The sequence below is a fragment of the Aporhodopirellula aestuarii genome, assembly GCF_023701485.1.
Taxonomy (GTDB): Bacteria; Planctomycetota; Planctomycetia; order Pirellulales; family Pirellulaceae; genus Rhodopirellula; species Rhodopirellula aestuarii.
Genome location: NZ_JAMQBK010000041.1, coordinates 1 through 15,031 on the forward strand (window position 1 = coordinate 1; position 15,031 = coordinate 15,031).

Annotated in this window: 9 protein-coding genes; 3 read left to right on the top strand and 6 right to left on the bottom strand. The window is 56.2% G+C overall.

What is annotated here, in order from left to right:
• Nucleotides 1-125: 125 nt before the first annotated feature.
• Complete coding sequence (locus NB063_RS16025) at nucleotides 126-2,957, top strand: phosphoenolpyruvate carboxylase (RefSeq protein ID WP_250929751.1); 2,832 nt, start codon at nucleotides 126-128, stop codon at nucleotides 2,955-2,957.
• A gap of 152 nt (nucleotides 2,958-3,109) precedes the next feature.
• Here NB063_RS16025 and amaB read toward each other — a convergent pair whose 3' ends face one another.
• Nucleotides 3,110-4,645, bottom strand: a complete 1,536-nt coding sequence (gene amaB / locus NB063_RS16030) for an L-piperidine-6-carboxylate dehydrogenase (RefSeq protein WP_250929752.1) — start codon at nucleotides 4,643-4,645, stop codon at nucleotides 3,110-3,112.
• A 129-nt stretch (nucleotides 4,646-4,774) separates the two neighbouring features.
• Nucleotides 4,775-5,962: a saccharopine dehydrogenase family protein gene (locus tag NB063_RS16035; RefSeq protein WP_250929753.1), complete on the bottom strand. Its 1,188-nt coding sequence runs from the start codon at nucleotides 5,960-5,962 to the stop codon at nucleotides 4,775-4,777.
• 232 nt (nucleotides 5,963-6,194) lie between these two features.
• On the opposite strand from NB063_RS16035, the gene NB063_RS16040 reads away from it, so the two are divergent.
• Complete coding sequence (locus tag NB063_RS16040; protein WP_250929754.1) at nucleotides 6,195-7,550, top strand: hypothetical protein; 1,356 nt, start codon at nucleotides 6,195-6,197, stop codon at nucleotides 7,548-7,550.
• Here the strand turns inward: NB063_RS16040 and NB063_RS16045 are convergent.
• Both NB063_RS16045 and NB063_RS16050 read right to left on the bottom strand, forming a co-directional pair.
• On the bottom strand, nucleotides 7,513-8,178 hold the full coding sequence (locus tag NB063_RS16045) for a sodium:solute symporter family transporter (RefSeq protein WP_250929755.1): 666 nt from the start codon (nucleotides 8,176-8,178) through the stop codon (nucleotides 7,513-7,515). The genes NB063_RS16040 and NB063_RS16045 overlap by 38 nt on opposite strands.
• 197 nt (nucleotides 8,179-8,375) lie before the next feature.
• Nucleotides 8,376-10,121 (bottom strand): hypothetical protein, encoded by a 1,746-nt coding sequence (locus tag NB063_RS16050; RefSeq protein ID WP_250929756.1) that lies wholly within the window; start codon nucleotides 10,119-10,121, stop codon nucleotides 8,376-8,378.
• Nucleotides 10,122-10,434: 313 nt separating this feature from the next.
• On the opposite strand from NB063_RS16050, the gene NB063_RS16055 reads away from it, so the two are divergent.
• Nucleotides 10,435-11,487 carry a fatty acid desaturase gene (locus tag NB063_RS16055; RefSeq protein WP_250929757.1) on the top strand — a complete coding sequence of 351 codons (1,053 nt, stop codon included), beginning with the start codon at nucleotides 10,435-10,437 and terminating at the stop codon, nucleotides 11,485-11,487.
• A 51-nt stretch (nucleotides 11,488-11,538) separates the two neighbouring features.
• On the opposite strand, the gene NB063_RS16060 is transcribed toward NB063_RS16055, so the two are convergent.
• On the bottom strand, nucleotides 11,539-13,896 hold the full coding sequence (locus NB063_RS16060; protein WP_250929758.1) for a putative Ig domain-containing protein: 2,358 nt from the start codon (nucleotides 13,894-13,896) through the stop codon (nucleotides 11,539-11,541).
• Nucleotides 13,897-14,125: 229 nt separating this feature from the next.
• A complete protein-coding gene (locus tag NB063_RS16065) occupies nucleotides 14,126-14,995 on the bottom strand; it encodes a helix-turn-helix domain-containing protein (protein WP_250929759.1) in 870 nt (289 codons plus the stop codon).
• Nucleotides 14,996-15,031: the final 36 nt, after the last annotated feature.

Below are 15,031 nucleotides of genomic sequence, written 5' to 3' on the forward strand. Positions count from 1 at the left end.
CTCCCACACTCCCACACTCAGACACTCAGACACTCAGACACTCAGACACCCCGGTGAAAAAAATCGGACAAGTCAATACGATACGTGTGAACTTCATCTGATCCTCCACCTCGAAAGCTCCCGCCATGGTTTCTTCCAGTGTTCTCGCACTTGACGTCGGACAACTTGATCGGGATTGGCAGTGGTTACTCGATTCGCTTGCAACAGTTCTCCGCCGTGGCGGCGACGGTGAACTCGCGGATCTGCTGCCAATTCCAGGAAAAACGTTCTCCGATCAGGCTGCGCCGACCGATAGCGTGCAGTTGACGCAAGCGTATTCGATCGCATTTCAACTTTTGAGCATGGCCGAACAAAGTTCCGCGGCCCGCTTCCGTGATCGCATTGAAAACGACACTCCTGAAGACCCCTTGCCCGCTTTATGGGGCGACAGCTTACATCAGCTCATTGATGAGGGGTGGACTTCCACCCAGATCGCTCAACAACTGCCTTCAATTCGTGTCGAACTGGTACTCACGGCACACCCGACCGAAGCGAAACGAGCCACGGTCTTGGCCCATCATCGCCGCCTATTTGATCGCTTCCAACTCCGGCACAACGAAGACTTGCCGCCCTGGAAACGCGACGAAAACGACAACGCGATTGAGGCGGTTCTCAATATTTTGTGGCGAACCGGTGAAATTTATTTGGACAAACCGGACCTGCAATCCGAGCGTCGCAACTTGATGGACTACCTCAAGCACGTCTTCCCCCGCGCCCTGCGGCCGCTCGACTTGCGACTCCGTCAAGCCTGGAAAGACGTCGGTTTGGATCCCGCCGCGATCGCCGATCCGCTGGCGTTGCCCCGCATGACGTTTGGGACTTGGGTCGGCGGCGACCGCGACGGCCATCCGCTGGTGACTCCGCAAGTCACCGCCGAAACGCTCTCGCAACTCCGCACCGAAGCGATCGGGCTGCTGCGTTCCGAACTCGTCGAACTCGCGCGATTGGTCAGCCTGTCGGCGTACTGGTTGCCACCGTCAAACCAATTCCTCTGCCACATCGCCAGCCTCGCTGAAACGCTGGGTGCGACCGGGCGGCGTGCCCTCGCCCGCAACCCGAACGAGCCGTGGCGTCAATTCATCAATCTGATGATCGCACGGCTCCCAACCACGGAATCCACGCCCAATCCCAACGCCGAAAAACCATCTTGGCTGTACCAACATGCCGACGAGTTGCTCGCCGATTTGCGGTTATTGCACCGCAGTCTCGTGACCGTCGACATGGCCGACACCGCGTCGCATGCGGTTGCCCCTTTGATGCGAATCACCCAAACGTTCGGCTTTCACCTCGCCGTCCTGGATATCCGTCAAAACAGCAGCAAGCACGATATCGCGATCGAACAGCTCTTGCAGGCGGCGGGCTTCCAGGACACGAACTTCTCGCGATGGGACGAAGCCAAGCGGATTGAGTTCCTGCAAAACGAACTCGCCAGTTCGCGGCCGATGGTCCATCCCGACTTCGCCGCCGGCGCGGAAGCCGAAGCGGTTCTGGGTGCTCTGCGGGTTGTCAAAGAACATTCGCAAGCCTACGGCATCGATGGGCTCGGCGCGTTGATCGTCAGCATGACACGCAACACATCGGACTTGCTGGCGGTCTACCTGCTCGCCCGCGAAGTCGGCCTGTTGCAACCCACCGACGAAGGACCGATCTGCCCACTCCCCGTAGTACCACTTTTTGAAACGATCGATGACCTCGAACGATCCCCCGGAATCTACGAAGCCTTCCTGAGTCATCCGATCACGCAGCGAAGCATGACCGCGATCGCCCGTCGCCGCAGTGCCTCACAGGATCTTACGTCCGCGACGAAAGACTCCAAACACAACTCCGATCCGATCTCGCCCGACGACCAAAAAGTCGGCCAAGTCATGATCGGTTACAGCGACAGTAATAAAGACGGCGGGATTCTGGCGAGCCTCGTTGGACTCCGGCACGCGCAGCGACGACTCACCCAAACCGGCCTCCGACACGGCGTTCGCGTCCGCTTTTTCCACGGTCGCGGTGGCACGATCAGTCGCGGGGCCGGACCGACACACCGGTTTATCAAGAGTCTGCCTGATGGCACCCTGGCGGGCGACATTCGGCTGACCGAGCAAGGCGAAACGATCGCGCAAAAGTACGCACATGAACCGACCGCGATCTACAACCTGGAGTTGTTCTTGGCCGGCGCCACCCGCAAAACGTTGATGGATTCACGCGAAAACGATGGCCCGCATCCACTCGAACCGACGTTGATGGAACTCGCGTCCTGGGCCAGAAACGCGTACACCGACCTGCTGCACACCGACGGATTTGTTGAATTCTTTCGCAGCGCCACCCCGATCGACGCGATTGAGCAAAGTCGCATCGGCTCGCGTCCGTCCCGCCGCACCGGACAACAGACGCTCGACGACCTGCGTGCGATCCCGTGGGTCTTCAGTTGGGGACAAGCACGTTGTTATCTGTCGGGATGGTACGGAGTCGGTACTGCCCTTTCGCGGCTCAAGTCCGAACAACCCGAAACGTTCAAGAACATCATCACCTCGCTCCGTGATTGGGCACCGCTGCACTATTTGATCAGCAACGTCGCCACCAGCGTTTCGGCGGTCGATATGGAGGTGATGAAAGAGTACAGCGACTTGGTCGAGAACGAGAAACTACGTAGTCGATTTGTCGAGCGAATCGAGACGGAATGGAAACTCGCCACCGCGATGGTCGAAGAGGTCTACGGCGGCACGCTGGCGACGCAACGTCCCAACGTGCAGCGGATGATCCAACTCCGCGGCGAAGGCCTCCGGCTTCTGCATCGCCAACAGATCTCGCTTTTACGACGCTGGCGAAGCTACCGCAGAATGGGCGAGCAACAACAGGCCGACCAATTGCTGCCCAGCCTCCTGTTGAGCGTCAACGCGGTCGCCTCGGGCCTAGGAACAACCGGCTAGTCCCGCCAGTTCCCAAAACCCGTAGCCAAAGTCGCCAGACTGCGGGGCCCCCCGAAAGCAGGCCGGAACATTTTGACAAACCGCAAACGCCTGAACTCTGGCGAGTTCAGCTACGGTGGATGCGATCAAGAACCCGTAATCGCATTCGCCGGTCACACGTCAAACTGAATCCCTTGAGCGAGTGGCAGCTCGTGTGAATAGTTCACCGTGTTGGTGGTCCGTCGCATGTAGTTTTTCCATGCGTCGGACCCCGACTCACGGCCGCCCCCTGTCTCTTTCTCGCCGCCAAAGGCGCCACCGATTTCCGCCCCGCTCGTTCCAATATTGACGTTCACAATTCCACAGTCGCTGCCGGAGGCCGAGCAGAACCATTCCGCCTCACACACGTCATTGGTGAAGATCGACGATGCCAATCCCTGCGGGACGTTGTTATGGATTGTGATCGCCTCGGCTAAAGAGTTGTAGCGCATCACGTACAAAATCGGTGCGAACGTTTCCTCGTGAACGATTGCCGCATCGGCACTGATTTCGACAATAGCCGGACGCACGTAGTACCCTCCCTCCGGTACTCCTGTATTAAGCTTTTCCCCGCCGGTCACCCGTCCGCCCTGAGCCTGTGCCGCCGCAAGCGCCGACTGCATCGCCTCCCATGCTCGACCGTCGATCAGCGGTCCAACCAAAACCCCATCCTGCTCGGGATGCCCGATCACCAGATTTGCGTAGATCTTCTTTAATCGATCGAGGCATGCCTCCGCGATTTCCTGATGCACGATCAAACGTCTCAGGGTCGTGCAGCGTTGTCCGCAGGTACCCACCGCCGCGAATACGATCCCTCGCAGTGCTAATTCTAAATCGGCCGATGGCGCGAGGATCATCGCGTTGTTGCCACCCAACTCCAACAAGGACCGTCCTAGCCGCGCGGCAACGGTTTTTCCCACCGCACGCCCCATCGGGACAGAACCCGTTGCCGAAACAAGCGGTAGACCGCTCGAGGATGCGATCGCTTGTCCAACTTCAGCCCGACCGACCAAAACGCTCGAAATCGCGTTGGGCACATCAGGTGAATCTTCCAGTACCTGACGGATGATGGCTTGGCAACCAATCGCACAAAGCGGAGTCTTCTCCGACGGCTTCCAAATCACCGGGTCACCACAGACAAACGCCAGCATCGCGTTCCAAGCCCAAACGGCAACAGGAAAGTTGAACGCGGAGATCACGCCGATGGCTCCCAGCGGATGATATTGCTCGGCGAGACGATGGAGCGGACGTTCGCTGGCGATCGTCAAACCATACAATTGACGACTTTGCCCGACCGCAAAGTCACAAATGTCGATCATTTCTTGCACCTCCCCCAGTGCTTCCTGTGTGATCTTTCCCGCCTCCCAGGTCACTAGCGTCGCCAAGTCAGACTTGTGCATACGCAGACGCTCGCCAATCTTCCGTACAAACTCACCGCGCTGCGGTGCCGGCACACTTCGCCAAATGAGGAACGCCTCCTGAGCCGCCGCAACCGTCGATTCCACATCCGCCTCGGTCGCCGTCGCAATCGACGCCAAATGCGAGCCATCGATGGGGGACATCACCTCGCAAAGTTCCCCGTGACCCACCCGCCAATCCGTTCCCGTCATCACGCCCACTGCCGGTTCAGTGGCACCGAGTCGCGAGAGTGTTTGTGTGATTGTTGACATCGTCTCTTCCTCCCAGAGAAGCCAGATTGAATTCAATTCCCATTTGAAGTTCCGTTCCACGGCGCATACCGGTTCATGTCCACCGCCGAAACAACCGTCTATAAAAAGCTTGAATCAGAGAGGCTCGCGTCATTCGCTGCCCTTATCATGCGTATGCGGTTTGCTGTAACGGGTTGCGGCATCCGTCACGAAGCGTTTGCCAAACCGATTCTTATTGAAATCTTCCAAGTCGATTTGTTCTTGTCGCACAAAGCCTTGCCGGGGCAGTTTGCCTTCGACCATAAGATCCAATGCCGCACAAACGCTCGATGCGGTCGTGAGCTGAATTGCACTCCAGGCTTCATCGTTAATCGTCTCCGAATAGATCTTTCGTGCGTCGCTGATCTGCACCAATTGTTGGTTTCGTTGTCCTGTCACGGTGCAGAAGATGACCACCACATCTTGAAAGGTGACCGGAATCGCCCGTTCCAAAATCTGCTTCAAAGTCTCTCGGTGGTGACCGAGTTGCAGTTCGTTTATCAGAAACGCTGCGAGATCGCGATGACCGATATAACGAATCGTTTTGTAATTCAATTCTCTCACGCGGCCCTCGAGTGTATCGCACAACGTGCCGAGTCCCCCCGATGTATTGAAAGCTTCGTACCGCACGCCATCGAGGGAGAAGTGTTCGAGTCCCTCCAAAGGCAAGACTTCCACTCGCCGTGTTCCATGGATCGCTTCACAAGGATTGCAGTACTCATTGACCAACCCGTCGGTCGACCAAGTCAAATTGTATTTCAGTGCGTTGGACGGAAACTGCGGCAACGCACCCACTCGCATATGTACGGTGTCGACCGTCTCGAATTGTTTTGTCAATTGATTGGCGACGATCGAAATGAATCCGGGTGCTAGCCCACATTGGGGCATCACGATTCGATCTGCCTGCACCTCCTCCGAGAGCCGCTGAACGTGCCGGGTGGTTTCGACATCCTCAGTGAGATCAAAGTAGTTGACGCCTGACTCGACAGCGACCTTTGCGACAACGGGATTAAAATGGAAGCTTAACGCTGAAATAACGCTGTGTTGGTCGAGCATCGCGGCACGCAGTTCATTTTCATTGCTCGCGTCGATCTGCATCGTGTGTAGCGATGGGTTGCCAGCAAATCGTTCGAGTGCCGTAGAGCTTGCATCTCCAATCGTGACTTCGTAATCACCACAGCTTGATAGTAGCTGAGCGATCATTCGGCCGATCTTCCCGGCGCCGAGTAACAACACCCGATGCATGTGATTCGCTCCCGTTTCGATTGGCCCGCAATCCACGTGCAGGATATAATTCAATGAGAACGTTCGTGAAATCGATGTCTGGATTTGACTGCGATCCGAACGACGATCGCCATCGGCATTTCTTTGAAAGACGCCAGTGTCGTTCGCCGGTGGCAAGCGTCATATGGCTCGCTTGATTCTCGAACGTTGTTCACCGGATTATACCGGAACATCGACGTGAAGGCACGCAAACGGGTCATTGCGTTGTGTTAAGTCATCGCCGGGCCAAGGAAACGAGATAGATCCCATGAAGCGTTCCGACATCAGCGACTTCCATTGGCAGACAGAAGCAACCGCGGCACAACTCGTCGCGGAGTTAGTGGATCGAGTCTCCAGTAACATGCCTTTTGCAACCGAATTGGCTGCCCGAATGCTTGCCGAGACGGGGACTCGTTTCTTGGACTGGGTGGATAACATTGGCATTGCCGACGACACGCAACTGGTCCAGCGTCTTGTCGACGCAGGCTTTACTTCCGAAACTATCGGGGGTGAATCTTGCTGGCAACATACCGGTGGTCTGTTCCCGGCAATTCGGTTGGGTACAAAAACCATCAATCACTTGGCCATCAAAGTTGAATCCGTCTGCGACTTTTTGATCGCTCACCAGATCAACTCGATGATTGAAGGCGATCCGTTGGCAGCGGTGCGACTCGCCAAAGTAGCGAGTCATCCCTTGAGTGAGCTGTGGGTGATCGAGCGTCATGGGAATCAAGGATTCGAAGCGCCCGCCGTTTCGGCAAACGAAGTCCTATCCGTGCTCAAACACCAAGAAGCGTTCGGCCGGCGGCGACGCTGTTTTGACGATGCGTTGGAGGGGTTTGAACATGCCGGCCGACTCGTCGCCGAGTCCATCGAGGCTCTTGGTGTGGATCGAACATGCGATTTGTTTTTTGCCGCTGAGCGTCGGTATTGGCAAAGTCGCAATCGTGCGGCACGTGTGCAAAAACAAAGGCAAGATCGACTCGGGCTCGGTTGGGCCAATCATGACCATCACACCTATCGCAGCAGCCGAGAATATTTTGTGTCACTGATCCGTTTCTTGGAATCGTTGGGATTTGTGTGTCGCGAACGTTTCTATGGTGGAGCCGAGGCGGGTTGGGGAGCCCAAGTCTTGGAACAATCCGCCACCGGCGTGATTATCTTTGCCGATGTCGACCTCACACCCGAGGAGGTTACGGGCGACTTTGCTCACGATGGCCTCTCACCACAACAGCAACTCGGAACGGTGGGACTGTGGTGCAAACTGCACGGCGAAGCATTCTTGCAGGCGGGGATGCATCACCTGGAATGCCAATTTGATTTCGATGCCGCGCGAGAGCAACTCGCCGGTGAAGGCATCGAGACCATGACGCCCTTCACCGACTTTGAATACTTGAAACAAGCGTTTACTGAAGGGGAACGTTGGACGGTCGACAGTACGCGAATCGAACGCGCCGTTGCCGACGGAAACATCACCGTGTCGCAAGCCGACAAGTTTCGCTCCAACGGCAGTATCGGTTCGCACCTCGAGATACTCGAACGCAACCAAGGCTACAAGGGATTCAATCAAACCGGCATCAGCGAAATCATCCGCCAAACCGATCCACGCGCCGCTTCCACCTGATTCCGCAGCACCAAAACGACGCTTCACAAACCGGGAAGTCATTCGTCAAAACGGTTTGCAGAGACCACATCTTCCAATTGAAAACGAGGATGGCACCAGAAGAACCTCGCCAAAAGATTCTCAGCACCAAGACCGCCGTGATCGGTGGAGCCCCGTGCGAGATGATGCTTGCCATTGAGTTGTAGATGCTCTCAGACATATTCAGTTCCGGAACCAGTCCGACGGCGAGCATCAAGGCGATGGCGGCCGCGATTCGGCCTGACCTGACGAGGGTCTCGTCGCTGACATTGGGATGGAATCGCTTGACCAAGTCATAGCTGACGAGCGTTGAAATCGAATTCAACGCCCCCGACGCCGTACTCATCAACGCCGCCATCACCGCTGCCACAGGAACACCCCGCATTCCTAGCGGCAACAATTCGGTGATCATGCTTGCATACACACCTTTGGATTGAACCTCCCCATCGACGATGATCATTGAAAGATCAAGTCGACCGTCGGTGTAGAGCGCGTATGCCAACAACCCCGGTAATACAAAGAGGAACACGGGCAATATTTTCAACACGCAAGCAAAGATCGGTCCCTGCCGCGCGTGTTGCTCATCTTTGGCACCGAGTACCCGCTGCACGATCGTTTGATCGGCACACCAATACCAGATCCCAAGACGGGATAGCCCAGAATGACCGCGTACCGGGGAATCCCATCGGGGTCACCGTGCGGCCGCAGCATCGAAAGTTTTTGATTCTCGCCTTCGCTTTGCAGGATCGAAAGCAGGTTCTGCCAACCGTCCCAACCGCCGGGCGACTCCGCCGTCCCGCCGAGAAATCAGCCGCCCTGACCTTTGGGAAGGGCGGCATTGGATTGGCTGGGCACGTCACCGCGAAGACGGGGCCAGGAATCGAACCGACGGTCCACCGCCTCACCGTCAACTCGTTCAATGACCCAGCGGCTTTGCGGAGCGCCGGTGTCGTAATCGATCCGATTCCCGCCGGGATGTCGAAACGACTTTTTCAATCGATCGACATCGGGATTGGCGGTTTCGATGGCCGTGAGCGCCGCCTGGGGATCCCCGCCGTGCACCAAACAGACGATGCCAACTTGGTTCGTCGAATGCACGGCAACACAGAGGCTCTCGCCACGTTGATACACCTGCCACGTCTCACTCGCCGCATCCGGCTTCCAACCTTTGGGGATTGAGACAGGCCCGGCGGCGACGGCAAAGTCACGCCAAACGCCCGTGCAATTCCACTGGCGAAAGTCCGTTCCTGGCCCGGAAAGGTGCAGCACCTGAGACAAGTTCTTTGCTTTATCGTCAAGAATCAGAGTGATCGGTCGTGCCACCAACATCGAACGGGCTCCACGATGCACCCCGCCCGCAGTCAACAAATACCCGGGTCCGCCCGAATAGATTTCCGGTGAACCCGATGGACCATGCCCGATTTGAACGTAGTAGCTTGTGGGCTTTTCGATGATCCAGCGCGCCGTCTGATCCGGAAATCGATACGGAGCCCAACAACCCCAAATCCCGATGTGTTGATTCTCGGTGATCTTCAAATCAGTAGGACCGTCGGGCAACAAACTGATCCACGTCTTGATCAACGCGGTATGCCGATCACTACTCAGCCCGGCATCGTCGGCATGCTCAAGCTGACGACGAAAAGGCGGAAAGCGACGAAACCGCAAGCTCCCCAAAGCGTAATTCCAGTTCAACTGATCGAGCAAATCGCGTGCGGATTCTCGTACCGCATCTGAGCCAAACGCTTCCAAGTTCAGCAGCGCCGTCAGCGTGTAACCTTCATAGGGAATCGAGTTGAATTCATAGACGCCCGCGGACCGCAAGTCATCGAGCAATTTCAACAACCATGCCTCCAACGAGTTGGCAACGTTGTCATGCTCCGGACGCGTGCTGCCGTGCAGTGCCATCCAACGGTTCTTCAAATACCGTGAACCCTCCGTCATCAGAAGATGGTTTTCGGTATCTCGAATCAGTCCAAACGTGCGCGGCACCATCACCAATGGCTCGCCTCCTTCGAGAGGCAATAGCACGTCCAACAGATGCTCGCGAGTATCCGGATAGAGCACGTCGGGCTGATCCCCAAAGAGAAACAGGATCGGCGTCAGCCCCGCCATCGTAAAATCGTAGTCGCCCTCAGGATGGCGAAACCATGTCGATCCCGCCGCCCCCCAAGGTTCGACACTCAACAGATATGCGTTGGCGGCATCCAAGTCTCTCTGGAGCAGGAAACGCCCCAACAGCGCACGTGCAGCGTTGATTTTGCCTTCGGTCTGCCACGACTTCAGCGGTCGCTTCGCCCAGTATTCAGTGAGTTGATCGGTCGTCTCGGAACGATCACGCCACTGCAGCGTGCGCAGGGTCGGAACTGCAACGTTGCCCGGTTCGAGCGGTACATGCGACAACGCCGTAGCGCCGACATAGTAAACCGCCAACCATCCTCCAAACCCCGCCACGATCGCAGCAACCGCACCGAACAACAAAACCAATCGCCAGCGTTTGGCCCGTTTGCTTTTCACAGCTTCTTGATCAGGAAATTCCTCGTTGATCGCCTTCACCTTTCAAGTTCACAAAACACTAAGCCAGAGGCAAATAACGAACCAGCACGCGCCCACAACTCGCCAGATTCTACTCTCACGACACAACATCACACACGGTCCGGGTTTGTTCAAAAACGCTGAAACCGCACAAAATTGTCTGGGCGCTCAAAATCATGACCTACTATTGCACAGGCGTTTCCTAAACTGGTTGTTGGCCGCGGCGAACATGACCACCCTGCCAAACCGAATTACCCGCTGTTCCCTAACATCTTTTCGCAATTCAATTGTGGGACGCAAACGCTACTGATCGAAATGTTGACACCGCTCCATCATGAAAACGACATCTTTTGACGATCGACAATGCGTGTCACGGGAGACACTCAAGCGGTTGCAGGAACGAACCGACGTGCCGGCTTACGTTCGCCTGACGGTGCAGTTTTCATTGATCGCCGCTTTGCTCAGTGTGCTGTTGTTCGCACGTTTCGAAAACACGTGGTTCTTTGTTTTCACCGCGGTGATCCTCGGGTTGGTCCAAGCGACGCTGTTCGCCCCGCTGCACGAATGCACGCATCTGACCGCATTTCGCTCTCGCAAAGCGAATCAAGCCGTCGCATGGCTGTCGGGTTTTGCCCTGCTCTGGACGCCGGCCTCCTATCGAGAGTTCCACTTCGAACATCATCGCCACACGCACGACCCCAACCGCGATCCCGAGATCGCTCTCGGTGGCGAGTCGTTTGCCAATTGGCCGGTTCGCATGCATGAGTACTTTGCACTCGCTTCCGGATTGCTCTTGTTGGTGATGCGATTACTGATGATCCTCGTTCCGGCCGCAGGCGTTCCTGATTCGGTGTGGTCAAAATTGGCTCCGCACGTACGCCCGCGAGCACGTCGAAAAATCGTCTGGGAATCACGTCTCGTCTTATTGCTGTACGTCGGCAGTGCTGTTCTCGCCGTCAACTGGATGCCGCGACTGGGCTACCTACTGGTTTCGTTGTTCGTCGCTCATTCCTTCCTGGCGTTGTATCTCGCCAGCGAACACACCGGCTGCGAAATGACGGGTAATATTCTCAACCGCACCCGCACGGTCATTTCGAATCGGCTGATGCGGTTCTTCATGTGGAATCTGCCGTATCACTCCGAACACCACGCCTATCCGAGCATCCCGTTTTATTGCTTGCCACAATTACATGAGGCGTTGCACGATGACCTCGTCTATGTCGACCCTGGCTATTGCAAACTGCATGGTCGCGTTATCGGCAAGATCTTTCGCAAGCAAGACTCTTCCGAACTCGCCCGCCATCAACAGGCCGAGCGGATAAATCCGAATGACCAGCCCCGCGATCGGACCGACACCGAATCGTCGGCTTCGAATCCGACAATCTAAGACGACTTCTACTCAACAAACGTCTCGCGACGGACCGGTCAAAGGATCACACTACTCGGTTGTGACCTTAAAGGCGTGAGTGCATTCTTGCCCGTCGCCATCTTTGATCGTCACCAATACGTCGTGAGATCCAGTGACACGTCGCGACGATTTCCAGGTGATCAGCCCCTTGGTCGAAACCTTCATCCCCTGCGGCCCTGACGCCAATTCGTACGACAGGTCACCGGCCCGTGACCGCACATCGATTTGGTAACGGTAGAGATTGCCAGCGTTCAATGTCGTCGGCGGTCGAGACGCAACGTAAAGATAGCTGACATCAGACGCGTCGAACTCCTTCTCCAGATCGACTTGGTGCAGTTCGAGTGACTTGTTTGAATCGGGCAGCGTCACGATCAGATTGGCCTTCGGTGCGAAAATCAGACGACGATCGAGTGTCATCAGTTCTCGGCCATGGAAATCACCATAGGCTCCCGGCCGAATCTGAATGTCTTGCAACGTCAGCAAAGGCGTCGTGCTACCGGCAACGTGCAGGTGGACCTGTGTTTGTTTGACGTTCTTTCGCACCTTGTCGTCGTCCCGCGGAATGCTGATGCAGTAATCGCCACTGATCGCGGGTACGAAAAAGCTCTTCGCGCCCAGTTCGTTGTTGTGAGCGAACGCTTTCGTTTGAGTGGTGAAGATCCCCAGCGCCGTGTACATCAAATCGCCAGCCGGGTTCGGCTGGATATAGCCCATCGTCTTGTGGTCATAGTACATCGAGCCGAATCGGTCGCCCAAATACAACGTACGAAATCCACCAGGCGAATTGCGTGTTCCCCAAAAACTAAACGCTCGACCGTTGGCACTCACGCGGACGCGGGTGTCGGGTCCTGCACCGGGAATGTCGCCTCCTCTTTGGTACTCTTCATCACGGACCATGTAGGAGATCGGTTGCATCGTCTGCGGATTCAACAACATCCCTGGACCATCTTTTGCGCCGGCGAACACGGGTCCGTTAACGGCATGTCCGGTCGCGATCACATCGACCGGTTGCACGAACGGGAGTTTCGCAGTCGCTTCCTTCGTGAACTCTTCGTAGTTCCAACGTTGAATGACGTTATCGCGGCGAAGTGCGACGTAAAAGTACTTGCTGCCACCCGCGATACGTACATCGGAGTCGTCAATCGTCACGTACTGCGTCACATCGCGTTTTCCGATATCAAAGAACGCAAGCTTTTTCATCGAACCGAGCAGAAAGATGATGTAGCGTCCGTTCCCACCCATCGCATAGTCGTCGAACGTGGCCGGCAAATTGACGGTGCCACGCGGATTCGCCATCGGCACCACTTCGAAATCGGTCTGGGCATCGGTATGCCTTACCGAATCGTCGTCTGATTTCAGTGGCGAGACAATTTCTCCGACAGCCCTTGCATCGCGAATCCGCGATTCGGCTTTCGCGTTTTGCAGCCCCTTAATGCCTGGAAGTGCGAGCTGGTAGTAGTATCCCGCGTGCAGCGTCGCGGCGATCTGTTCCGAATCTTTGAGTGATTCAGCGCACCGCCACCACAGATCCGCGACGTCGAGGCAAGCCTCATACGTCGCGTCATCCATCTTTTTCTGCTTGGCAATTTGATTTTGAAGTGTTCGCTCCGCGCGAGCGGCATCCGCGATCTGCTTGTCGTTACCGGCAACCAACAGTCCCAGGGCAACCTGCCATTCATTTTTAGAAAACGCGTAAAACTTGCCCACCGTGAGGGCCGCTTCCGGCGATAGTTTGGTCGCATCCTCTTGGAATTGTTTCAGCTCATCGGCGATGCCTCTGAATTTCGCCTGCATCGCAGCGATCCGATTGGCGAGCTTATCGACCTTGCTGCTGCTGTCCCAATCCCGTGCCCGCTTGGCGTCAGCACTGGCTGCGGCAACGATCTGCTGGGCCGCATCATAGTCATCCATCTCGATCGCGATGTCGGCGAGTTCTAACAGGGCGTCTTTCGTCGCCCCGTAATGAGTCGACGACAAACGTCCGGTCACCGCGATCAACGTTTGTGCCCGCAGGGGAAACTCGTCGATGTGAAACGACGTCACCAACGCATCCACCGCTTCGGTCGCCGTGTCGGCGTCACCCGCTCGAATCGCGATGTCTCGAGCGAGTCGCAGCATGACGTATCGGCCCGCCGCGTCGTCGGTGGTCTCACTGCCCGCGGACAAGATTTTCTGTGCAATTTCGGATTGCTGCAGCGTCGTTTTTGCCGCCCGATACTCATCTCGGTAGATGTCTTGCACCAACTTGCCGACGCGTACGCGATCCTCTTCCGGTGGAATCGGAACCTTCGCGTCTTGGCCGCAGAGTGCTCCCGCGAACAGAATCCCGGCCACAATCGCGACGAGGGCTCCAGCCGTCCGGCCAGGTGAGTAAGATAATGGCTGCATGTGGATTCATTCAACATAGAAGTGGGGTGGCCCGAGGATAGTGGAATCCCAATTCACCGTCAAATTTTGACGCCATCCCGGGCAAGCCGATTGGACTTCGGCCGGACGGTTGCTCCCAACTCGGCCTCCTCGGTCATCGCACTCTTCAGCACGCTCAAAATTAAGATTGAGCCACTTCGTTGCCACTGTCCGACATCGAGACAGACAACTGCAATGAGCCGAACGCTTTTTACACCGCGATGCGGAATCGATTGCGATAGTCTCGCGGGGTCATCTTTCGGTGTTGCAGAAACCGACGGTTGAAGTTCGACAAATTCTGATAACCCGATTGTTGACTGATCGACAGGATCGAATCGTCGGTGTCGGTCAGCAACCGGCACGCAAACCCGATTCGAAGTTCGTTGATGTAAGCCGATACAGTGCGTCCTGTTGACTGCTTAAAGAACCGGCTAAAGGCAGACGCGTTCATATCCGCGAGCGTCGCCAATTCACGATGCGATAATTCCGGGTCCGTCAGATGATGAGTGATGTGATCACAGATGACTTGAATCCTCGTTTCGACTTCATGGTTGTTGGTCGTCCGATAAAGCCGCGACGCCAGCGGCACGGATTCGTCACAATAAGTCAGTTCATCCAAAATGCTCAACAAAGAAACCAAGCGACGCGCACCACGCAGATCCACCAATTCCGTCATCTGCTCGCCAATCCGCTTTGCCACGTCAACCGGAAACCACAATCCGCGACTGGCCCGTTGCAACAACGCGTGAATATCGACCATCTCGTTGAGTCGAAAGAAGTCCTGACCCAAGAATTCGGGATGGAACTGCAGCACGATCGCTGAGTGCAGATCATAGGTCTGTCCCCGGTAGTCATCCGACGCCCAGGTATGCGGCAGCTCCGAGCCGAGCAACACCAAATCGTGATCGCTGTAGCTGCCGATGTGGTCGCCGACCACCCGAGATCCCGCGCCGGCAGGAAGGTAGGTCAACTCAATTTCGGGATGGCGGTGCCACTTCACAGGTGATTTCAATGTCGATCGATCAAAACACCGAAAGGATTGCCCGTCCTCGGGAACCAATTTTTCGTAAGAGGCTTTCATTCGACTCGCAATAGGAAGGTGTTCAATGGGTTCGGA

Excerpts from the sequence above, each read along its gene's own strand:
- amaB (WP_250929752.1), bottom strand. The coding sequence starts at position 4,645 with ATGTCAACAATCACACAAACACTCTCGCGACTCGGTGCCACTGAACCG.
- NB063_RS16060 (WP_250929758.1), bottom strand. The coding sequence starts at position 13,896 with ATGCAGCCATTATCTTACTCACCTGGCCGGACGGCTGGAGCCCTCGTC.
- NB063_RS16065 (WP_250929759.1), bottom strand. The coding sequence starts at position 14,995 with ATGAAAGCCTCTTACGAAAAATTGGTTCCCGAGGACGGGCAATCCTTT.
- NB063_RS16025 (WP_250929751.1), top strand. The coding sequence starts at position 126 with ATGGTTTCTTCCAGTGTTCTCGCACTTGACGTCGGACAACTTGATCGG.
- NB063_RS16055 (WP_250929757.1), top strand. The coding sequence starts at position 10,435 with ATGAAAACGACATCTTTTGACGATCGACAATGCGTGTCACGGGAGACA.
- NB063_RS16040 (WP_250929754.1), top strand. The coding sequence starts at position 6,195 with ATGAAGCGTTCCGACATCAGCGACTTCCATTGGCAGACAGAAGCAACC.